The 21,417-nt window shown below is 69.0% G+C and carries 15 protein-coding genes and 1 pseudogene; 7 read left to right on the top strand and 9 right to left on the bottom strand.

Features of this window, described 5'->3' with window-relative positions; all coding sequences use genetic code 11:
* Positions 1 to 4 precede the first annotated feature (4 nt).
* Positions 5 to 595, top strand: a complete 591-nt coding sequence (locus PGB27_RS14575) for a hypothetical protein (protein ID WP_274201064.1) — start codon at positions 5 to 7, stop codon at positions 593 to 595.
* 906 nt (positions 596 to 1,501) lie between these two features.
* Positions 1,502 to 1,876, top strand: coding sequence for a hypothetical protein (locus PGB27_RS14580; protein ID WP_274201065.1), 375 nt, complete (start codon positions 1,502 to 1,504; stop codon positions 1,874 to 1,876).
* Between the two features lie 109 nt (positions 1,877 to 1,985).
* Here PGB27_RS14580 and PGB27_RS14585 read toward each other — a convergent pair whose 3' ends face one another.
* Together PGB27_RS14585 and PGB27_RS14590 are read right to left on the bottom strand one after the other, a co-directional pair.
* Entirely contained in the window at positions 1,986 to 3,584 is a 1,599-nt protein-coding gene (locus PGB27_RS14585; RefSeq protein ID WP_274201066.1) for a serine/threonine protein kinase, read from the bottom strand.
* Entirely contained in the window at positions 3,581 to 4,336 is a 756-nt protein-coding gene (locus PGB27_RS14590) for a hypothetical protein (RefSeq protein ID WP_274201067.1), read from the bottom strand. The genes PGB27_RS14585 and PGB27_RS14590 overlap by 4 nt, the downstream gene beginning before the upstream one ends.
* A gap of 667 nt (positions 4,337 to 5,003) precedes the next feature.
* On the opposite strand from PGB27_RS14590, the gene PGB27_RS14600 reads away from it, so the two are divergent.
* Positions 5,004 to 5,336, top strand: coding sequence for a hypothetical protein (locus PGB27_RS14600; protein ID WP_274201068.1), 333 nt, complete (start codon positions 5,004 to 5,006; stop codon positions 5,334 to 5,336).
* Between the two features lie 228 nt (positions 5,337 to 5,564).
* Here the strand turns inward: PGB27_RS14600 and PGB27_RS14605 are convergent, their stop codons facing one another.
* From PGB27_RS14605 to PGB27_RS14620, 4 genes are all read right to left on the bottom strand, one after another.
* Entirely contained in the window at positions 5,565 to 5,918 is a 354-nt protein-coding gene (locus PGB27_RS14605) for a hypothetical protein (protein ID WP_274201069.1), read from the bottom strand.
* A gap of 1,094 nt (positions 5,919 to 7,012) precedes the next feature.
* The gene (locus tag PGB27_RS14610) at positions 7,013 to 7,510 is read right to left on the bottom strand and encodes an HAD domain-containing protein (RefSeq protein WP_274201070.1); all 498 of its coding nucleotides are present in this window, start codon (positions 7,508 to 7,510) and stop codon (positions 7,013 to 7,015) included.
* A gap of 133 nt (positions 7,511 to 7,643) precedes the next feature.
* Complete coding sequence (locus tag PGB27_RS14615) at positions 7,644 to 8,069, bottom strand: hypothetical protein (protein ID WP_274201071.1); 426 nt, start codon at positions 8,067 to 8,069, stop codon at positions 7,644 to 7,646.
* Positions 8,070 to 8,238: 169 nt separating this feature from the next.
* The gene (locus tag PGB27_RS14620; protein WP_274201072.1) at positions 8,239 to 12,279 is read right to left on the bottom strand and encodes an nSTAND1 domain-containing NTPase; all 4,041 of its coding nucleotides are present in this window, start codon (positions 12,277 to 12,279) and stop codon (positions 8,239 to 8,241) included.
* A 152-nt stretch (positions 12,280 to 12,431) separates the two neighbouring features.
* Here PGB27_RS14620 and PGB27_RS14625 point away from each other — a divergent pair, with 152 nt between their 5' ends.
* Positions 12,432 to 13,085, top strand: coding sequence for an RNA polymerase sigma factor (locus PGB27_RS14625; protein WP_274201073.1), 654 nt, complete (start codon positions 12,432 to 12,434; stop codon positions 13,083 to 13,085).
* Between the two features lie 312 nt (positions 13,086 to 13,397).
* The gene (locus PGB27_RS14630) at positions 13,398 to 13,778 is read left to right on the top strand and encodes a hypothetical protein (RefSeq protein WP_274201074.1); all 381 of its coding nucleotides are present in this window, start codon (positions 13,398 to 13,400) and stop codon (positions 13,776 to 13,778) included.
* A gap of 660 nt (positions 13,779 to 14,438) precedes the next feature.
* On the opposite strand, the gene PGB27_RS14635 is transcribed toward PGB27_RS14630, so the two are convergent.
* Complete coding sequence (locus PGB27_RS14635) at positions 14,439 to 14,846, bottom strand: hypothetical protein (RefSeq protein WP_274201075.1); 408 nt, start codon at positions 14,844 to 14,846, stop codon at positions 14,439 to 14,441.
* Positions 14,847 to 15,282: 436 nt separating this feature from the next.
* Here PGB27_RS14635 and PGB27_RS14640 point away from each other — a divergent pair, with 436 nt between their 5' ends.
* Together PGB27_RS14640 and PGB27_RS14645 are read left to right on the top strand one after the other, a co-directional pair.
* Complete coding sequence (locus tag PGB27_RS14640; RefSeq protein WP_274201076.1) at positions 15,283 to 18,216, top strand: P-loop NTPase fold protein; 2,934 nt, start codon at positions 15,283 to 15,285, stop codon at positions 18,214 to 18,216.
* A 1,187-nt stretch (positions 18,217 to 19,403) separates the two neighbouring features.
* Positions 19,404 to 19,592, top strand: a complete 189-nt coding sequence (locus PGB27_RS14645) for a hypothetical protein (RefSeq protein ID WP_274201077.1) — start codon at positions 19,404 to 19,406, stop codon at positions 19,590 to 19,592.
* A gap of 31 nt (positions 19,593 to 19,623) precedes the next feature.
* Here PGB27_RS14645 and PGB27_RS14650 read toward each other — a convergent pair whose 3' ends face one another.
* The gene (locus PGB27_RS14650) at positions 19,624 to 20,418 is read right to left on the bottom strand and encodes a class I SAM-dependent methyltransferase (RefSeq protein ID WP_274201078.1); all 795 of its coding nucleotides are present in this window, start codon (positions 20,416 to 20,418) and stop codon (positions 19,624 to 19,626) included.
* A 365-nt stretch (positions 20,419 to 20,783) separates the two neighbouring features.
* Positions 20,784 to 21,417, bottom strand: a pseudogene (gene istB, locus PGB27_RS14655) (IS21-like element helper ATPase IstB); the annotation flags it as partial.

Below are 21,417 nucleotides of genomic sequence, written 5' to 3' on the forward strand. Positions count from 1 at the left end.
CCCGGTGGCCGGCACCGCACCTGAGCCGGGATCGGTATCCGACCTCCGGGCGATCGCCGACCGCAGGACGAGAGACGTCGCCAAGGCCAACGTCAACCGGGCGCGCGAGCCCAATGTTGACTTCGAATACGGCGAGTACCTCGCCGCCGTGCGCAGGTTGGCACGGGCGGTGCAGGACCTAGCAGAGGTAGACCGCGCCGCGGCGGCCCTCTGGGCGCCTGACATCGAGCAAGTCGCCCTGTCGATCCTGTCCGAGGCCAGGCTGTGGAAGCTGTCGCTTCCTGATGAATGCGCTGCGGTCGGCGCGGCAGCGGCTGCGCTCGCGGCGCTCGGCGCGGAGCGCCGAGCGCAGCTGCTTGCGAACACGCTATCGGCGAGGCTGCGAGAGGTCGCGGAACCCACCACTGACGCCATGATCATGGCCGAGTGCGTGGGTCACACGGCGTCCGCGCTCGCGGCCGCCGCGGCGATGACGGCGTGGGAGGTCGACGGACTACGGGACCTGGCCTGGTCTACGCGCGCTTCGCCGACCTGGGAGCAGGCGACCACCGAGACAGCGAGGAGGATCGCCCCAGTGGCGCGGTGCCGGAGCTAGCCCGGCTCGTTGTCGACCTGCTCCTGATGAACCAGAAGTGGAGGCAGCACGAGGCGTTTGCCTGGTACGGGCCCGCTCTGGCGGTTCTGACCCACCTTACGGAACAGGGTCATGACGACCTTGCGGCTCGGGTGGCGGACGCGTTACTCACAGTAGGAGCCAATGGTGACGTCCTCTGGCTCCAAGAGGCGGAAATCCTGGGCGGCCTTTTTCGAGTCGGTGAGACGACAACGAAGGACGTCGCCCTTCAGCGGCTTCTCCTGTCCCCGGCATTCCTCGACTACGCCCATAACGTCCCCGCCGACCTCTTACGCACGATCCGAGTCCAGCTCAGCCAGGATGCGCTGAGCCGGGCTTGAGAACGCGTCCGATGGTCTTCGGGAGTGGGCTTCTGTTATCCCTGAAGGAGCGGGGCCGGTGGACCATCGAATACTGGTGGTTTCACCCTCTTTTCGGCCTTATCTGTGTCTGTTAGGCGCGTTGGGGTGACGTCGGGGTCAGGGGCGGCCGGAGGCCGACCGCGTCAGCTGTCGTGAGGTCCTTCGGGTGTCAAGTCCGACTAGGTCCGATAACCGGCTTCTATGACGCCTCGCCGAGTTCCCGAGCGACTCGTAGGCGCGACCTCGATCTCGACGGCGTGCCGGGCGTACGGTCGAGGGCGAGCGCTTGGTGCCCGGTGGTCACCGTGGGCGGGAGCGAGCGACACGCCGATAGCGCGACCTTCCTCGGCTGCGCCTTAGCACAGGCGGCAGTCGGTGGCCAGGGGGCGGGCCCGCCCTCTCGGACAACGGGCACGCGAGACCGACTCTCAGGGAGTCACCGGACACGCCGGTGGCTTCTGGAGATCACGGAGCGTGCACCATGTCGGATGTCACCAGCCCGTCCCCGACGATCGCTCACCGCTCAATGCGGTACGCGACCTCGGTCCTCGTCGCGGGGAGCCTCGCACTCGGCGGCGGATTCCTCGCCGCCCCCTCCGCCTCGGCGGCCACCCCGGCGGTCGGCCCGGCGACCGCCTCCGTGGCGGCCGTCCCCTCCTGGTGCCCCCTCGGCACCCACAGCGGGCCCGGCGGCGGTTGCCGGGGCGGCAGCGTCAACGACAACGAGCGCCTCAACCGGTCCCTGGCCGAGACCGGGAGGATGTACGCCGACGCGACCGAGTGCGCGCTCAAGTCGGTCGGCAAGAGCGTGGTGAAGAACCGGAAGAAGCCCAGCGTGCCCGGTATCGCCGGGGGCACGGTCTCGCCCGCCTTCAAGTGCGGCCGCGAGAAGGGCTACTGAGCGTCCGCGGTCCCGGGGGCGAGGCTCGCCTCGCTTCCCGGGCACGCACCGCCGTGCAGGCTCGGACACTGCCCCACCGCGGCATCATGGGTCCAGCCACCCGCGTCCCCTACTGCGCGGGGCCGACACGAACGTTCTCGATGAGCGCCGCGGTGCCCCAGACGCGGATGGCCGCGACGCCACACTCCTCGGTCTCCGTCGCGAACGTCGCCGGGGTGCCGCCGTCGAGCGCCACGCTCATCGACGTGCCCACGGCATCGACGCTGATGTGCCGACGGGTGCCGACATCGGGAGCGTCGACGCGTGCCGTTCTCCCGTTCCACGCACCACCGGGAAGACTGGCCGGTCTTACGCGGGAATTCGGACCTCCGGGCACCGATGCGGGAACCCACTCGTACTGCACCGACGAGCCTGCCGGCTGGTCGCCGCGTATCTCGCTGCGCGGTGCGACGGCGACTCCGAAGCCGTTCGACCGATCTTCGTCGCCCAGCGTGACGTCGAATTCGACGTGCGAGCTGCAGACCGGGGGGCCCGTGGCGTGCATTCCCCAGAGATGTTCAAACCGCTCCGGGCCGCTCGGCGGGACGATCCGCAGGACATCCACCGACTGTTTCGCGTCGAACGGGGCGTAGGTCTGTCCGAACGGCACGAAGGACGCAGCGCCGGCGGACTCCGGCGGCGCGTCAGAGGGTGCCAGGGCGCCGAGGCCCACGACCGCCGCCGTCACGACGACCACTGCCGTCGTGACCGCTGCCGTCACGGGACGCGCAGCGATCACCCGCTCCAGATCGTGCATCCACGTGGCCACGTCCGCCGGACGGTGAGCGGGATCTGGGTGCAGCGGTCCGACCACAAGCGGCACGAGGGTGCGGAGCGGTACGGCGAGTCGCCGGGCCGCCGGGCGCAACACCCCGCGCAGCTCGGCGCTCGCGCCGTCCACACCGGTGGCCGGCGGCACTTCACCCCTCGTCAGGCAGAAGTACAGGACGGCGCCGAGGGCGTACACGTCGGCGTGGGTGGTCGGTCGTCGAGCCGGGTCGTCGATGTACTCCGGGGCGACGAACCCGGGGGTGTGCGGTCGGCGGGGGTCGGCGTCCTCCCCGGCCCGCCGCATCGTCCCGGTGTCGACGAGCACGAGTCCGCGTTCTCGAGTCACGATGCAGTTGGCGGGTTTGATGTCCAGGTGGAGCGTCGGCGACCCGTCCATCCGGGTCTCCGAGTGCAGGACCCGAACCGCCTCGCCCAGGTCGCGGACTGCCCTGACGAGATGACGGAGGGGCTGACGGCCTTCCCGCACGGAATCGTCGAGAGTCGACCCCTCCACCCATTCCATCACGACGTAGACGCAACGGGCCGACGACGCGGGGCGGGTGTTCGGCGCGCAGGGAGGCGGGCCCGCAAACACACCGATGACGCGCACGAGGTGCGGGCTCTTCTCCGTCTGCAGGGGCTCGACGACGTCGTGCCATCTCCTGACCTCCGCGTGCGGCGGCCATTCGGGCCCGGCCCCGACCGGGCGGCGCAACTGCTTGATGGCTCGGAGAGAGCCACCGCGGGATTGCGCCTGGTAGGTCCATCCCTCCCCGCCGCGCACGGGCACAGCGAGGATCTGGTACTCATCCTGGTCATCGCGCAACGAGATGAGGTCCCCGACCGAGCCCACCACGTCGTCGGAGTCGGACGGTGGTGGCTCGAGTGTCTCGCTCACTCCTGGTCCGACTCCGGCGCATCGAGGGCGTCGACATCCGCGCGGGTGACCACCCCGTACCGCAGTGCCCACCCGGCCAGCCGCGCCGCCGGTCCCTCGGCAAATTCCTCCGTGTGCAACAGATCCGGCACACCTGCCCGGATCAGTCTGTCGCGGAGGTCGGCCAGGCGCCGCTCGACTCTCTCCGGGGTGACGCCGAGGCGACGTGCCATCTCCCGGCGGGTCGCGAGCCGGCTCTCCGCGCCCGCCAGCGTGAGCAGCCGCTCGCAGAGGGCCGCCAACAGGCGCACCTCCGGGGCGGACAGGTCGGGCGGTCCGGCGGTCGGTAGACCTGGAGCGGGGCTGGAGGGACCGCCCCCCGATCCGGCCACGGCACGGCCGTCGAGCACGATCTCGTGGACCGCGTTCTCGCTGCCCAGCACCTGCACGTGTACACGACGAGTCGGCAGCCCGACAGCCTGTCCCGGCTCCACCGGTACCGGGGCTCCTGGACGGGGCTGCAGGATGATGCGGGCGAAGCGCGACGAGTTGTGGAGAACCCACCGGCCTCCGGCGAACTCGACCCTGCCCGCTGTTCGCGACACCACGGGATCCTCGGGATCGTGAGCGATGCGTAGATCGCACTCGGGGCCACGCCCGAAGGTCATGACCTCGTTGTTGCCCAGGGTCCGGACCTGCTTGCCGAACCGGACGTGCAGCACTCCGGACTCCGCGGTCGACACCACACGATCATCGATGACCACCGGCGCCACCGCTACCCACCGAGGAAAGCACTGGTCCGATCGGCCCATGGCGCTGAACGACGATCTTGTTACGGTGGACGTGAGACAAAGGAGGAATCTTGTTCTCGCTCCGTTCGTTCCGCCGTCGCATCGCGCAGTGCTCGTTCGTCGTTCTCGTCTCGCTGTCCGGGGCTGCCATGGCTCCAGGCCTGGCCGATGCCGCGGCCTGCTATCCGGCCCCTGCCACCACTCCCACGACGTACACGGTGTGCTGAGTCGTGTTCCGGCCACCCCGAGCCGGGGTGGCCGGGACAATCCTGACACCACGACATCGTCGTCAGCGTTCGTCGACGCGACCATTCGGCCCGTCCGTCACCGGTCCCGAGAAGTATTCGGCGACGTCGACCTGAATCGGTCGCTCCCTGACCGCAGCGCCGTTTCCGACCGGTCATCGGGACACGATGAGCACCACACACCGGGCGGCATACTCGACGGCACCGCGGAGGCACTCATGCGGTCGCGCTACACCGCCTCGCGCGCGGCGACGTCGACCACCTGCTGCGGACCTGGCACCCCGCGACCCGCCCGCCGACGCTGACGCTGGACCCCACCATCCGCTGGACCCAGCAGGAGGGTCCTCGACCGCGTCGGCGGCGGCCCAGTCGACCCACGCGTCGACCTCGACACGGTCACCACGGTGCCCCCCGCGGTCGGCTCGTTCGACGAGGGCGCGCGTGTAGGCCCGGATGCGCTCCGCGTCCTGCCAGGCCTCGATCTGGCGGAGCAGCTCGTCGCGTCGACGCTGGTCGCCGAACGCGCGGCGAGCGTGCTCGATCGCTCCGCGCCACCGCACCTCGCGCTGGCGGGCCTGCTCCTGCTGCGCCTGCCGGCGGGCGAGCGCGTCGTCGACACGACGGTCGACCTCGGCCAGCACATCGGCCAGCTTGTCCTCAAGTCGCCACCGGCTGCGGTCAGCCCACCGGCGGCGCCGTCCCCGATGATCCCTGTCGTCGCCGAGCTGCAGGCATAGCCGCCCGGTCGCCACCAAGCGCTCTTCGGTCTGGACCCGCTGCCAGGAGTACCGAGGCGCCGCGTCGCCGAGCTCGGCCGCGGTGGGCGCCACCGCGCGGTACTCGCGCTCCTCAACGCACTCCACGTCCTCGGTGTGGCCGTCACGCTCGAGGGCGAGCGTCGAGAAAGCCGCCGCCCACGCCACCGTGTAGCGGCGCGATTCGGCGGTCTCGACGAAGATCTGCAGCTAGCGCAGCGCCCGCGGCAGCGACGCCGGCTCGACGTCGAGGTGCCTCCCCAATTCCTGTGTCGAGCCCAGCAGGGGACGCACCTCGACGACCTCGCTGGGTACGAGCAACCGGTCGGGACGTACGGGCGGAGCTTCTTCGGCGGGCTCGAGCCAGATCACCAGGTCGCCGCGGTCGCGGCCAGTGTGGCGCAGTCGCATCCCCTCCGGCGCGAGATGCTCGCGGCGCACCGCATCGATCGCTCGCCGCCACGCCGCCCGCACAGCCGGCTCAGGGTCGGCAACAGCAACTCGCGGGTCGTTGCCGCTGAGCCTGGCGAGCAGCTCGTCGGCTCCGATGTCCTCAACGCTCACCCTGAAGGATCGTCCACCCCCGCCACCACTCGGGAAACAGCGAGGGCCGGCGGAGTCACGCTCTCCGACGTATTTGCGTACTCCCAGGTCGGCAGCCTCAACTCGCGCACCCTGCGGCTGGCGAGTTTCGCTCAAGATCAGGCGTACTTGACCTCTCGATGGGCAAGCGGTGTCGTGACGCGGCTCGTGACACGAACTACGGGCGACAGGCGATGCTGTAGAGCACCCTGAGACGTCGTCCGCAGATGTTGTTGCTGGTAGAGGCCCTAGTCAACGCGGTCGTGCACCTTTGCAAGGCGGGGGTTGAGGGTTCGATTCCCTTCGTCTCCACCGCTGTGACCTGCAGTAACACCGCGCGCGTACGGGTCGTCAGCTCGATTTCGTGGCGGGCGTGACGCGAACAAGGGCGGTGCTCAGGCGTAGCGGTAGGCCTGAGTGGGTCAACGAGCTGCAATAACGTCCGTTGGCTAGATCAAGAACTTCGGCGCTGGCGTGACACGAGTCCGTAGGAGCCCGGTGTTTGCGGAGACTGCGCCGATGTTGCTGCTCGGGTCGACAGCGCTCGGCTCGTGGTAGCCGGGCGCGGGCAGGGCGTCGCGCAGCGTCTGGATGCAGTGACTCGGGCAACCAGACAAGGCGCGACCGACGACCTCTCGAGGTCGCCAGTGCAGACCCACCCAGGCGGGTGGCGGACCCGATCCACCGAATGCTGACGCCCGGCTGACGACGCCGTGCTGCGGTGCGCCTCGGCCTCTCCGCGAGCTCGGCGATGTCGGGTTGGGTGGTGCGCTGCTGAGTGCCTCTGACCGCGTTGTTGGTCGACGCTTCGGTCGTCGACGCCTCAGTCGATGGCGTGCGGTGAAGACAGCTCCATCGCGAGCGCGAGATACGGCTTCGCTGCCTATTCCGCGCGGCCCAGCTGGTGGCTAGGCAGATGTCCCGCAGCGGGTATCGGTTCTTCGCGCTACACGCGCCGAGCTCGGACGGCCACCTGAGGCGGGAGACCATCGCGCACCGGCTGTTAAAGCCGGAGGGTCCCAGGAGCTTGACCCGGGCCGCACCTCATTTGGATATCGCACGTGCCAGGAGGTCGGTCAGTCGGGGTCGAGCGTTTCAAGGAAGGTCCTTGCTGCCTGGAAGTCGACCTCACGCAATCCCTCGACGGGGGAGACCTCGATGAGCTTGGTGGGCTCGGCGCGCGTACGGAGGAACTCGTCCCCGCTGCGTGGGTGGATGACGTGTTCGTCGTCGAACCAGACGAGCGGGCGGCCCTCCGCGAAGGCGAGGATGGAGGGGTATTTCCACACGGTCGTGAGCGTCGCATGGTCGAGGTCGATCACAGGTAGTTCCGGCAGGCCGACCTCCCAGCGGGCGTAGTCGTTGGCCATCTCGCCCCAGTAGGTTGCCCAGACGAGTTCGGCGTTGTGGTCATCGGCCAGGCGCAGTAGCTGTGTGCCGTGCTCCCGGTTCCAGAATGTTCGCATCATGCGGTGGGCGCGCAGGCGTTTGGAAAGCTGATATCCGAGTCGCTCGGCGCGGCTGTTCGACATGTTGTCCGGGTTGAGGACCCCATCGACGTCGATCGCGATCACGGGACGTCCCATGGCTGACTCCGACCGTCCTTCAAGGTGTGGGTGCGGGCGTGCAGCGTCTGTGCCAGCGCGGTGGTGGGGGTGGGTTCGCCACCCCGACCACCGTTGGCGCGTGGGCCAGAGGGCCGGAAGATCAGTCTCCGCGCCGGGCCTCTTCGAAGGCCGCGCGGTACTCGTCGTAGTTCTCCACACCACAGACGAAGCCGCCGGTGATCGAGTCGTGGGCGAGACGTCCGAGTCGTCGCGGGTCGCGAATACCTTCCGAGGCTGCGCCGCCGACGCCCTCCATCGCGCACCGTCCTGCCTCGCGGTACTGGACCCAGGTCCCGCGCGCTGCGCGGTTGACCCGCTCGTTGTCGTTGATGCCCCCTCCGCGGCAGCCCGAGCCGGCGCCATCGTGGGTGCCGAACGGGCACCACGTGGGCAGGAGCGACGCGCTCGTCGCGAGGGGTGCGGCGTGGCTGATCGTCGTCACACCGACAGAGGTGGCCGCTCCCCAGCTCAGGACGCCGAGGAGGACGCCGGCGGCGATTGCGCACGTGGCGAGGCGCCGGACCACGGCGAGGCGGCCGGTCGGTTGGCCCCCCACAGGCGTAGGGGGGACGGTCGGGGTGGTGGTGTCGATTGTGGGTGTCATGTGGTGCTCCGGAGGTCGGTGGGCGGCGGTACCGGCATCGACCTCGCTACCGACTCGTCCGTGGGGGCTAGTGACCCAAGTCACTTCGGTCCTACGGGCACGGTCGGCTCACGTCGCTACCGGGCGGCAGGAGTTGGCGTTCGGCGGCGGTGAATTCTCGGTCCATCAGCCCGCAGAGGTGCTCAACCCAGTCGGGAGCGGATGTACGAAGCGTGAAGGGACCGTTGGAGGAGGACAGCGTCACGCTGTCAACGCTGTCCGAGCCGTCCTGAACCGGGTCGGAGCGCGGCACCGCCAGGCTGCCGCTGACTTCTCCCCGCGCTACATCCCAGAGCTCGAGTCGATCGCCGCTCACGGCCGGTGTCGAGGTCGGGACGACGAGAACGTAGCCATCGCTGGTGATTCCTACGACGCTCTGCGTACGAGCCTGGATTGGTGGTCGGACTGGTCGCCCGGTCTCGACATCCCAGACCGTGAGGGACTCGTCGTCGGAGGTGACCATGCGGCTGCCGGTGGCGTCAAAAGTGACATCTCGCGCGGGGTCTGCGGCCGCGGGGACGCGGGTCAGGAGCCGAGCGGCGGGAACATTCCAGATCTCGACGCTGCGATCTGGCGGCATGACCGCGACCTCGTCGGGGTGACCGGGGCGGGTGAACAGGTACGCCGTCTGCCGGTAGCGCTCGACCTCCTGAGGGGTCGCACCTAGAACCGTGGGGCCGGAGAGCCGTGCGCCGGTGCGGTCGTCCCAGGAGGACAGCACGCCGCCGGCCAGCACGACGAGGGTGCGGCCGCCGTCGGTCCAAGTGACGTCCCACTCGTTCTGAGCACCGTCGACAGCGGGGCCGGGAAGGGTCAGGGCCAGCTCCTGGGTAAGGTCTGGCAGCCGGTGGCGAGAGTAGAGATACTGCTGGTCGAGGCGCCGAAAAACGACGAAACCGTTCGGGCCGACGCCGGTGCCGTACTGCGAATTGCCCTCGCTGTCGGGAGAGAAGACGTCGCGGGGTCGCGACCCGACGACAGCGCCCGTAGCCAAATCGGTGACGCGATCGCCGTCGCGGTTGCTCGTAATTTTCAGGCGACCATCTGCGGAGGTGTGGTCCACCCCGACGACATCGGGTGCAGGCGGTGGCGCGTCGGTCGTGTCGACCAGCAGAAGCGACCGGCCGCGGGCGACGAGCATCCGAGGGCGGTCGCCGGCCCCGGGGATTAGGGAGGTCAGCAGTCCCCGCCCGTTGAGGCTCACCGACGGTGTCTGCGGGTCCGGCGGGAGAACCCCGAGGTATCGGCGACCGGAGCGCAGCTCGAGCGCTCCCAGTGGGGCGTTGAACCCGGCTCCCGCGAACAGCAGATGCCCCAGGTCGCCAGAGACGTCGGGCCGGCCGTCGCACCTCGTTGCGGGGAAGGTTCGTCGGGTCAGATCCGCTCCGCTGGCCACGTCGCGTTGGCTGATAACGGCGTCGGTGACCCCGGCGCCGGTGACCGCGTTGTCGCACGTCACTTCGCGTCCCTCGACGACGACGGCGTCGGTCGGTACGTCGCGCAAGGCCGCGCCGGTCGGGATCGAGCGGACCTGCCCGCGGGCCGTCGCGGTCAAGGACAGGACGACCGCCACCTCGGGGTCATCGGTGAGCACGAGCCCATCGACGCCAAGGAGGGGGTCGACCTCGAGGGCGCCCGGCTGGGGTCGCCAGTCTCCGATCGACCACGATTGGAGGCGGCGGGGGGCGCCGGCGACCGCCGGTGGGATCACCGAGAGCCGCGAGTTGTCCGGAGCGAAGCCCACAGCGGCCGTCGACGAGGTGTTCGGCGGTCGCGGTGCCGGCACGCCAGGGGCCAGGGCGAGCGGGCCGGTGCGGGCGACGGTGTCCCACACGAGCACCGTGCCGTTCCCGCTGACACTGGCCACCCATCGTTGATCTCTGCTGACGGTCCAGGTGGCGCCGCGGGGGAGGCCCGGCACCGCCCAGGTGCGGGGTAAGCCGGTGCTGAGTCCTCGAATCGAGACGATGAAACCGTCTCCGCCGATAGTGGCGGTGTCGCCGTCCGGGCCTGCGCTGAGCCCGGTGATCGGTCCGGGTGCCACACCGGGCAGGATCGCGGATGCCCCACGCAGGTTGCTGTAGGACTCGGCCAGGGCGTTCCGGGCGGCGAGGCTGGTCGGATCGGCGCGGTACGCGGCGAGCGCGAGCTGGGTGGCCGTCACGGGGTCGTCATTCACACGCGAAGACGCAACGCGCCCGAGGGTCTCCGCGGCGGTCGCCTGGAGCTGCTCGCCGATTTGGCCGCCGCGCTGCACGGTGGCGACGAGCGCGGCCCCGGCTAGGAGCGCAAGGACAAGCAGAACCGCTCCGACCGTGCGCCAACGTCGCCTTTCCCGGCGCCGGCGGCTCCGGCTGCGGGTGATGTAGTCGGAAGTGGCGGGACCCACCTCAGACGGTCGACGACTCACCCAGTGCTCGGCCGTGTCGAGCCGGGCGCCGCGCAGCAGCGCGCCGTGGTCGCCTTCGCTCGCGCGCCACCGTTCCGCGTCGTCCTCGACCGACGAGCGCCATGTGAGGAACTCGCGGTCCTCGTCCAGCCAGTTACGCAGGCGGGGCCAGTGGTCGATGAGCGCCTGGTGAGCTGGCTCAACGGTGGCGTCCGTCACCACGAGCAGGCGGCGGGCCGCGAGTCGGGGAACGAGGGCCGCGGGACCCGGTGCGAGGTCGTCGAGGGTGATTGGGTGCCGCACGAACCGCCCGTCCCGGGTCGGGCGCACGAGACGAGACATCAACCCGCGCAGGGCATCCTGTTCTGCGGCTGTCAGTTCGCCGACGAGCTCCTCGGCCAGCTGGGCGATCGAGCCGGCGACACCACCGACGTCTCCATAGCTCGCCAGTGTCAGCTGCGCAGCGCGACGTTCCTCCCACAACCGCGCCAGCAGCACGCTGAGTAGGGGGAGCCGGCCGGGTTCGCCCTCCGTGTCATCCAGGATCCGGTCAACGAGTCCGTCTTCGAAGGCGAGCCCCGGGGCGTGCTCGGCCGGGCCGACGATCGCGGCCCGGAGCTGCCCGCGGTCCATTGGCGGCACGAGGACGGCATTGCGCCCGAGGCGGAACGCGACTTCCTGCGAGGTGATGTCGAAAAGCGATTCGGGTCGCAGCGTCAGCACCAAGCAGGCCGGCCTGCTATCGAGGATGCGCTCGAGGGTCGCCTGGGCGGCCACGGGGTCGGCGGCGACGAGCTCCTCGAACTGGTCGAGAATGACCACCGTGCCCAGCGCGAGTACCGCCGGCGCCCGCACGGGAGCGTCGTCGACGGAGGCGCGTACGACCGTACGGCCAGCACCGCGGAGGCGAGGAACGAGACCGGCGGCGATTGCGGAGGACTTGCCGGCACCCGACGGGCCGATCACCGCTACCAGCCCGCCGGGTTCGCCGAGCGCCTCGGCGACGCGGCGCTCGAGCTCGTCGACGACGGCCCGGCGCCCGAAGAGGAAGTTCGCGTGTTCTTCGTCGAACGGCAGCAGGCCCCGGTACGGGTTGGGTAGGAGTTCGGGGTCGAGCCCGAGTACGTGCTCGATCGGAAGGAGGTAGGCCGTGGTGGTCGACGGGTCGCGATCGGTAGCCACCGCGATGCCGACGACGGCGCCGCTGTCGGTGTGCCAGACGGGAGCGCCGCTGAATCCTTCCTGCAGGCGCTGGTCGCCGACCGTCGCCTGCAGTTGTGTCCACCCGGTGCCCTGACCCTCACGGAAGACCCCGGTCGACCACACACCGTCGGTCGCTCCGGCAGGGAACCCGAGTACCGAGAATCCCTGGCCCCACAGACCGTCTGCTCGGCGCAGCGGGGGCATGCGCGTTCCTAGCGGCAGCGCGCCGGACAGGCGAAGCAGGGCGACGTCCCCACGCCCGTCAGGCTGGATCGGCGTCCAGCGACAGGCCTGCGCCGCGACCGGTCGCCCACCGGCGACCGGGACGTCGACGAACACATCACCCGGGGGGACCCGACTCACCGCGGCGTCCTCGTCCGCCCCGGCGTCGTCGTAGGCATCGACGCCAAGGACCCCGGCCACGACGTGGGCGCATGTCCCCACCAGGTCTGGTCCGAGCAGCACACCACCACCCACGACCCGCCCGGAGGCCGTGAGCACGCGGACACTCCCGGGCGCGTGGTCGCGCTCGGCGGAAGACGAGCTCACGTGGCGTCCGTGACCGGATCGAGACCCACGATCTCAACAGCGGACACAACCCGGCACGGGCGGAGGAGGTCAACATCGTTATGGAGACCACGACAATATTTGCCATGCCAGCAGACGCCGACATCGACCACCTCGACCAGGACGACGCCGAGGTCATCGGTCTGCTGCGTCGCGCGGCGGAGGCAGGGTGGGGTGAAGTGCTGGGGTTGGTCCCAGCCCACCAGGCCGGTCTCCGCCGCGTCGCGCTCCCAGTCGCCGAGCTCTCCGCGCGCCTCACTGAGGCCTACCGGCGCGAGCACACGGTGTTCCTGCGTACCGCGCGGGCCCACGTCGGCCGCGACGTCGCCGAGGACGTAGTCCAGCGCGCGTTCGCGAACGTCTGGCGTCGGCTGCAGCGCCCCGACCGCCCCGAGATCGCCAGCATCGTGCAATACACGTGCACCGCTGTCATGCATGAGGTCCACCGTGAATTGCGCGCGATCATCCGGGACCGCGGTCGGCGCGCCGAGGGGGAGCAGCCCGATCACCCCGACCCGGCCACGGAGGAGAAGCCCGCTTTCGTCGACGCCCTCGACGACGCCCTCGAGGTCCTGAGCCCGCGACAGCGGCGAGCGGTCCTGCTGCGCTACCAGATCGGCTGCAGCGTGGCGGAGACCGCACAACTGATGGCGATCGGCGAGGGCACCGTCAAGCGCTACGCCGCTGAGGGTCTGGCCAGGCTGCGCGAACAGCTCAGCGGTCACGTGGGCACGGCCTGACGAAGGATGAGGCCCCGAAGGCTGCGGCGACGCCAACCTGACCAATGGCCGCACCAACGGCTCATGTCCGACAGAACCCCCGATAGCGGACGGCATCGAGGACAATGTAGGCGGTAGATGCCCGACCCGAAACCTGGGTCGGCCCTGCAGTCGGAGCCACGAGGAACGTGAGGCCTTCTTGGACCTACGGATCGGACTTCGTCGAAGGTTCTTCCGCCTGCCGATATCACCACGACACACGCTGTCGACTGGCCGTATCACGGTTATCGAACTAGCGCTTTCATTAGGTTCGAGAGACTTCAGGGAGCTTCCGTGAAGAAAAAGCTGCAACGACTCGCGGCGCTGTTCGTTCTGGTCTTCGTCGGTGTCGAGACGCTCCGGACGTACGGCTTGTCTTTCGGCTGGTTTCTCGGAATGGCGATCAGCGGCGCGCTGCTCTTCCTCATGACCGTGGAACACCGGTGCTGCCCCGCGACGGGTGCACCGGTCAGCACGTTCGTCAAGTGCCGATGCGGGTGCCATCCCGACCCCAATCGACCGCCCAGCCCCGGGCCGTACCAACCCCCCCGACACGTCGACGTCGGCAGTAGCTATTCCGGATCGAACGCCCCCAACTACAGCAAGGGGCCCGGGTACCCCACGAACGCCCAGACTGGCTATGGGAGGTACAGCACGTACAAGAATGGGCGTTGACGCCCCTCATCTCCGTTTCGTTGCGCGCGGCGCCCGAAGTGCACCTCTCGTCGGGCGTTCGTCGGTCGAGGCGACGCACAGGGGTCGCAGCACCGTTGCGACCCCTGTGCTTCTCCCGCGAATCGACGTCGTGCAGCCGGGGTGCGGAAAGTCGGAGCAGCCGGTCGACGATCGCGTCGTGGCGGCGTACGACTCGGTGCCACGACGTGGGGCGAGTTGCGGGCTGCACGTCAAGGAGCGCCGAGCATCGTGTGCCGTCGCGTGGCGCGAGTCCGGCGTAGGGAGGTGCCCGAGCAGGCTTTTCGTCGCCTCGAGGTGTTGCCCGACATCGTGGTCTGGCGGTGATCGTTTGACGGGCCCTCGCTCAGAGGGTCTGACTCTGCGCGCGTGACACGCTTCGTGACACGAACAAGGGCCAACCATCGATGCTGTGGAGCACCGAGTAGCGTCCCGCGAGGACATCGTTGCTGGTAGCGGCCCTGGTCAACGCGGTCGCCCATCTTTGCATGATGGTGCTCGCTGGCTGGGTTTGCTGAGGCGCAGGTACGTCGTCGTCGGCACGGCCGAGCGCCTGGCGCTGGATGCAAGAGCGGACGTGCGGCCTGTGCGCCCGGCCAGGTGGATGGCGACCACGAAGGTCGGCGACCGTCCGTCTGGGTCTCACGATGCCCTCCCGGCACTCGAGCTGCCGAGCAGCGTCGTGATCACCCTCGGACCGAATGGTTGGTCGCTGATCAGAGGCGTAAGACTAGTGTCGTGGCACTTCCACCTGAGCATCAGGCCATCTACAACGATTTCGTCTGCTTGCTGCGTGACCGGCACCAGCACCTGCTCCGCCCTTTCCTGGCGCTCGCGGACGCGGTGAACTGCGACCACGAGTCCGAGTGGCGCGAGGCAGAAAAGTTCCGCCTTGCAGCAGAAGGACACGTACGCCGATGGCAATCGCTTGAGCGTGAGCTGGCTGACGCCCGAAGGAAGATTGACGAGTTCAGCTGCATCGTCGAGCAGGTCGACGCTGAGCGAAACAACCTCCGCGTTGCAGTCGAGGAGCTGCAGGGTGAGGTTCAAGCTGCTGAAGCCAGAGCTCGCGACAACGAGTTGATCCTCGAGGAGATTGGCGCCGACGGCGTGGAGGCGTGTGGCTGTAGGTTTCTCTGGACCAATACGACTCCCGGAGGGCGTATCTACGTCGACACATGCTGGCGCCACTAGCGGTGAGCCTGCCTGGAGTGACCACAAGCAGCACTCGGTCCGATAACGCCCAGGACCGTCAGGTGGCGAGCGGGATGGTCATGGCTGGCGGTTGGGCGGATGATCCCAGTCGCTAGGGTGTCCGGTCAGTCGGCTGGGGTCGCTGCGGAACCTTCGTCCGCTCCTCGGCGCTCGTTGGCTGCGCCCGGTTGTTGGTTCGCGGGACGATCGCTCCGTGACAGCGAGCCAAGTGGCCGGAGCTCCCGGATCTATGTCAAGCCTCCTGAATCCCGCCTCCCAGCCCCTCGGCCGCGTGGTCAGTGAGCCCTGGTCTGGTCACAACGGCGCCGTCTGGTCGGTGGCGGTGTCGCCGGAGGGGGCCCGGGTGGTCTCTGGCGGCCAGGACGGGTCGGTGCGGGTGTGGGATATGGCCACCGGCGTCCCGGTCGGGGACCCGTGGATTGGCCACAAGGGTGGGGTCCGATCGGTGGCGGTGTCGCCGGACGGGTCGCGGGTGCTCTCCGGCGGCGAAGACGGGTCGGTGCGGGTGTGGGATTTGGCCACCGGCGTCCCGGTGGGGGACCCGTGGCTCGGGCACCAGGGCCGGGTGTTGTCCGTGGCGGTGTCGCCGGACAGTTCGTGGGTGTTCACCGGGAGCCAGGACGGGTCGGTGCGGGTGTGGGAGTTGGCCACCGGCGTCCCGGTCGGGGACCCGTGGCTCGGGCACCAGGGCCGGGTGTTGTCGGTGGCGGTGTCGCCCGACGGGTCGCGGGTGATCACCGGCGGCGCCGATGAATCGGTGCGCGTGTGGGACGTCGTCAGCGGCGACCCGGTGGGGGACCCGTGGCTCGGGCACCAGGGCCGGGTGTGGTCGGTGGCGGTGTCGCCGCACGGGTCGCGGGTGGTCTCCGGCGGTGACGGGGCGGTACGGGTGTGGGATATGGCCACCGGCGTCCCGGTTGGGGACCCGTGGACTGGCCACACGGGCGGGGTGTGGTCGGTGGCGATGTCTCCGGACGGGTCGCGGGTGGTCTCCGGCGGGGATGGTTCGGTGCGGGTGTGGGACGTGGCTACCGGGGCCTCGATGGGCCACCCATGGACCGGCCACCAGGGGCCGGTGCTGGCGGTGGTGGTGTCTCCGGACGGATCGCGGGTGGTAACCGGAGGCGATGACGGGTCGGTACGGGTGTGGTCCTGGGAAGAGTCCCGGCCGACCAGCACGGTGCATCGCTATGCCGGAGTGCGCTCGGATGTGGCGGGTGTCGAGGACCTGCTCGGGATGGGCCCGGACGCGACTACCGTGGCCGCCCTGCTCGCCGCGGTGGAGACCGAGCCGCCGCTGTCGGTCGCCCTGTTGGGCAATTGGGGCAGCGGCAAGTCGACCTTCATGCGATTGGTCCAGGCCCAGGTCGCCTCCTTCGCCGAGATCGCCCAGCATCATCCAAACAGCGCCTACGCCGCCCATGTGCGGCAAGTCCAATTCAATGCCTGGCACTATAGCGATGATCATCTGTGGGTGGGGTTGGTCGAGCATCTGTTCCGCGAGCTGAGTGACAAGACTCCCGCTCCGCCCGCAGACGACCAGGACCGGCACCGGCTCGAGGAGCAGCTCGCTCAGCAGAAGGTCGAGAAGGCCCGTCTCGACAACGACCTCCGCCGGATCGATGACCTCGATCCCCAGCGGGGTTGGTGGGGCTGGATCGGCCAGTTCCACCGGAGCATGCTGGTGGTGCGCGCCTTCGGCGCTGAAGCCCGCACGCAGCTACACCGCAAGCTCTGGCTGCCAGCGGCGCTGCTGGTATTGGCAATTGTGCTGGCGACGGTCACGGTGCTGGTCGGGGACACCGTCGCTGCCACGATCCGCGGGGTTCTCGGTTTGACCGGGGTCGCGGCGTTGCTCGGCGCCGTCCGCGCGCGAGTCACCGCGGCCTGGACCGTCGCCCGGGACCTCACAGAGTCGAACAGAAGTCGGCTGCTCGCGGACCAGACCGAGCGGGCCGAGCGAATCGTCGAGCTCGAGCGCCAGCTCACCGAGCGCGATCCGGCCCGTCAGCTCAACCATCTACTCAGCGAGATCACCGCGCCCGATCGATACGGCGGTTATCGTGGGCTGACCGGACGCATTCACGACGACCTGCGTCGCCTAAGCGACCAGCTCGCCGCCGCGCGCAAGCGGGACCGGCTGGCGCTGCGGCGGATCATCCTCTACGTCGACGACCTCGATCGCTGCGTGTCCCGGCGCGTGGTCGAAGTCCTCCAAGCGGTGAACCTGCTGCTAAGCATGGACCTGTTTGTGGTCGTGGTGGCGGTCGACCCTCGCTGGCTGCTAGGCGCCCTCGATGAGCAGCACGGGCACTTGCTCAATATTCGCTCTACCACGGCCGGGCAGGCTTTCGACCCCACCAACCACGGCGGTCGTAGCCAGCCTCTGGACTACTTGGATAAGATCTTCCACTTGTCGTATGCGGTGCCCCCGATGAGCGGACACGCCACCACTTACCTACGTGACCTCCTGCCCACAGTCGAACCGAACACCGACGGTGAGCAGCGCACTCCCACCGCAAAGACTTCGGTCCACAGCGCGTCCGCCCCGAGATCCGGCGCTGGCCCCGACATGGCCCCAACTGCCCCCGCGGCGTCCACGACCCAAACCGCCGCCGACGCGACCAGTACGCCCGCCGGCGGTGTCCCACCGTCAGCCGAGCTGGACTCCGCCGAGGTCACGATGGCCGTGCCTGAGCTCCCGCCCCCACCCGAGGTGCAGTCGCTTTACCTCCAGCCGCATGAGGCAAACTTTCTCCCGAAGCTCGCCCCGTTGGTCCCGACCCCACGCGGGGTCAAGAAGCTCGCCAACACGTACCGATTGTTGCGCATCAGCGTCCCCGACAACGCGCTCGGCGCCTTCCTCGGCGACCGCGAGCATGGAGGGCCCTACCAGGCCGCGGCACTGCTGCTGACTGCGATCATCGCCAACCCTGGCCACGCTCGCCGCCTGCTTGACGAGCTGGGCGCGGCCCAGCCCGAGCCGGACGTCGTCGACACCCTCACCGCGATCGGCGGGCCGCTCGCAAGCCAGCTCGCCGCGTTCGTGGCAGACGTCCGCCGCGAATCCCCAGTTCACGGGTCCACCGTGACCTACCAACGCTGGATAGGCCCCGTCGCGCGGCACAGCTTCGACACCTACGATTTGTTCACTGGCGACACCAACAGAGGGCAGGGCGGCGGGACTATCCGAGGAACGGGGTAGCTCGTGGCCACAACGGACCCACTAGAGCACTCGCGGAACCGATAACCGGCTTGTATGTCGGCTCTGCGTCCGCGATGCGCCCAAGACGCGAAGGCATTAGGCACGCCCTCACGTCGCCATCGAGCTCGCCGGCATTCACCAAGCCGGCGCTCGCAGGCATGACGCGTAGCTGCGCGTACCTCAGCCGATGCCACCGCCCTGCCGAGGCAAGCGACTCGCGTTCAGGCAAGGGAGGCTGCGACCCCGTAAACGGGGTGGCGTACCAGATCGACCTCATTAAGGTAACGCGATGGTCCTGCGTAGCGCTCTGAGTGATTTGGTCGAGCACGCTCGCCGCACTGGCGGCTGTCGCCATGGTGGCACGGCCACGTCCTCGTGGTCGCGGGCCGACGCAGGGCGGGCTCGTGGCAGACGCGCGCCCCGCAGGGCAATCACCTCGGAGGTTGCCGGTCGGCTACGGGGCGGTCGATGAGGAGGCCAGCGGCAAGGGTGTCCTGTCGTTAGCCTGGTAGTGGTTATCGCTTGCGGCGAAGACGGTACTTCAGCCGGTCTATCACGGTGGGTTTCCGAGGTGTCAGAGAGCGGGACTCTTGTTGGATCACTTGTTGAACTTGGGTGGAGAAGTTTCGGGCCGCCACGATCCTTGGGCCGAAATACTCGGCTGCCTCGTCTCCGGAGACACTAGATTCTCGTGCTGCTGAGGCGAGAGAGGCTGCCGCGGTCCGAAAATAGCTCAGTTTGTGCTCCATCAGCGTTGAGCCGTATAACTGGCTACGAACATAGAGGCGACCACCCTTCAATGGTTCGGCAGCCTTCACAATCGCATCTCTGTCGTACGTGTCAATAAAGCTGGCCAGGCTATACTGATACTGGCGCACCATCTGGTACACGTCGATGTTTAGATCGTCTCGACGCTCTTTCTGGTAACGGCTCTCGGATTGGTGCTGGTTGATGAAGAACGTGGCGGCTGAACCGAGCAGTACACCAGCTATACCAATGAGAGCCGGGACAATCGACGACCAGGCGGAAGACGGTGGTATTGGCGGACATACAATAGTCGGCGGCATGCTGGCCTCTCTGTCGACCGTGCGTGTTCACAGGTGCCCGGCTAGTACCACAGTCGGATTTGCGACCCCGCGGAACCCGGGGCACCCCACAGCCTCCACGAACCCGGTTCGCGTGGCTTGGTGATCGCGTCCGAGGTCGTGCTGGCAAAGCTGCGCGACCAGGAGTTTCTCGCCCTGAGCCTCGAGCCTCCGCCCGGCGCGTCGGCCGGCGCCTCCGCAGACGAGATCCTGCACGGCTGCCTCAAGTCGGGAGCCCGCTACGACGAGCAGCTCGCGTGGGGTCATCGATATCCGCCGGTGGCGGCGTAGTGCTGCCCCAGCGGTGCGGCTACAGGGAGCGTCACGCCGGGCGACGGCCCCAGACCGCCATGGTGAGTGGGAAGAGCATGGTCGTCGCCGGGTCGTCGAACTGCTCGACGGCTCGGTCGAACTCTGCGTCGGTGCATGCGCCGGAGTCGACCAACGGCTGCCGCACCCGCCCGAGGGCCAGCCCTAGCCAGTTCGACCCAGTGGCCGGGTCGCCGGGGCGGATCACGTGGGTCCGGCCTGCCGATGACAGATCGATCAGTCCGTGCTCGGCCAGGTCGCGCAGGAGCGTGGACCCGTAGCGCGGGTCGACCTGGCCGCTGAGCTTCTCGATCAGGGCGACGTGCGCGGCGTTCACTGACCGCAGGGGCTCGGGAATGGCGGGGGAGGACAGCATCGGCAGGAAGTCGGGTTCCTCGGCGAGGAGCCATCCCCCGGGCCGCATCGCGGGGACGATCTGTCGCAGGGCTGCGTCCCGAGCGTCAGGGGCCAGCCAGAACAGCATCCACCGGACGTGCACGAGATCGAAGGTGTCCGGCGGCAGCCCCTCGCCGGTGATGTCGTGGGCGCGCACCTCGAGGCGGTCGTGCGCCAACGGCTCGACGAAGCTGGTCTGGATATCGGTGGCCAGCACGTGCACCCCTTCGTGTCCGGCCAGCCAGGAGGCGATCGACCCGCCGCCCGCGCCGATCTCCAAGCAGCGCCACCCAGCGGCTGGTGCACGGGCCTCGAGCAGCGCTCGGGTGCCGGGGTCGAGCGCGGCCTCCAACGCCGCGATGCGGGCGCGTTCCTCCGGCCAGGCGTTGTCGAAGAAGTAGGTGCTGCTCATCGCCACAGGCATTCGCTGAGGCGAGCAGTGGCTTCCACGCGAGCGGCGATGTGTCTCACGGCGGTTCCCCCTCTGCGCCCCGACGGCCAGAACTTGCACTGAGGGTGACAGGCGCCTCGAGGACGGGCCGTCAAATACACTCTTTCGGCGCAGCTCGCGGGTCCTCGCATCAACCGTTGAGCGTCCCGGCAGCGTTCGCGCTCAAGTTGAACCACTCGAGCCGAGCGCTCAGGGCCGCGCGGCCGAGCGAACGACGGAGCCGCCTCCAGCGGCGCTGCCCTCTTGGGGCCCGGCTGTCAACGACGGCTGAATCTGGACCCCCTGGCGACGGCCGAAAGTGGACCCCTCTCGGTGGTTGTTGATGTTCAGTCGGTGGTCTTGTCGGCGGTGGGGACGCGGCCGAGGTCGCGGTCTTTGAGCCGGTAGCTGTCGCCCTTGAGCGAGACGACCTCGGCGTGGTGCACGAGGCGGTCGATCATGGCTGCGGCGACGACGTCGTCGCCGAAGACTTCGCCCCAGCGGCCGAAGGGCTTGTTGCTGGTGACGATCAGCGAAGCTTGCTCGTAGCGGGACGAGACGAGCTGGAAGAACAGGTTCGCCGCCTCGGCCTCGAACGGGATGTAGCCGACTCGTCGATGATCAGCAGCGGGACCCGGCCCAGCTTGACCAGCTCAGCCTGCAGCCGCCCGGCGTGGTGGGCCTCGGCGAGGCGCGCGACCCACTCGGCGGCGGTGGCGAACAGGGTGCGGTGCCCGCCTTGGCATGCGCGGACGCCGAGTCCGATCGCCAGGTGGGTCTTGCCGGTGCCCGGCGGGCCCAGGAAGACCACGTTCTCGCGGGCGGTGATGAAGTCCAGGGTGCCGAGGTGCGCGAGGGTCTCGCGCTTGAGGGAGCGCTGGTGCTCGACGTCGAAGTCTTCGAGGGACTTGCGGGCGGGGAAGCGGGCGGCGCGGATGCGGCCCTCACCGCCGTGGGCTTCGCGGGCAGCGACCTCACGCT

It is taken from the genome of Actinomycetospora lemnae, assembly GCF_028737315.1.
Classification (GTDB): Bacteria; Actinomycetota; Actinomycetes; order Mycobacteriales; family Pseudonocardiaceae; genus Actinomycetospora; species Actinomycetospora lemnae.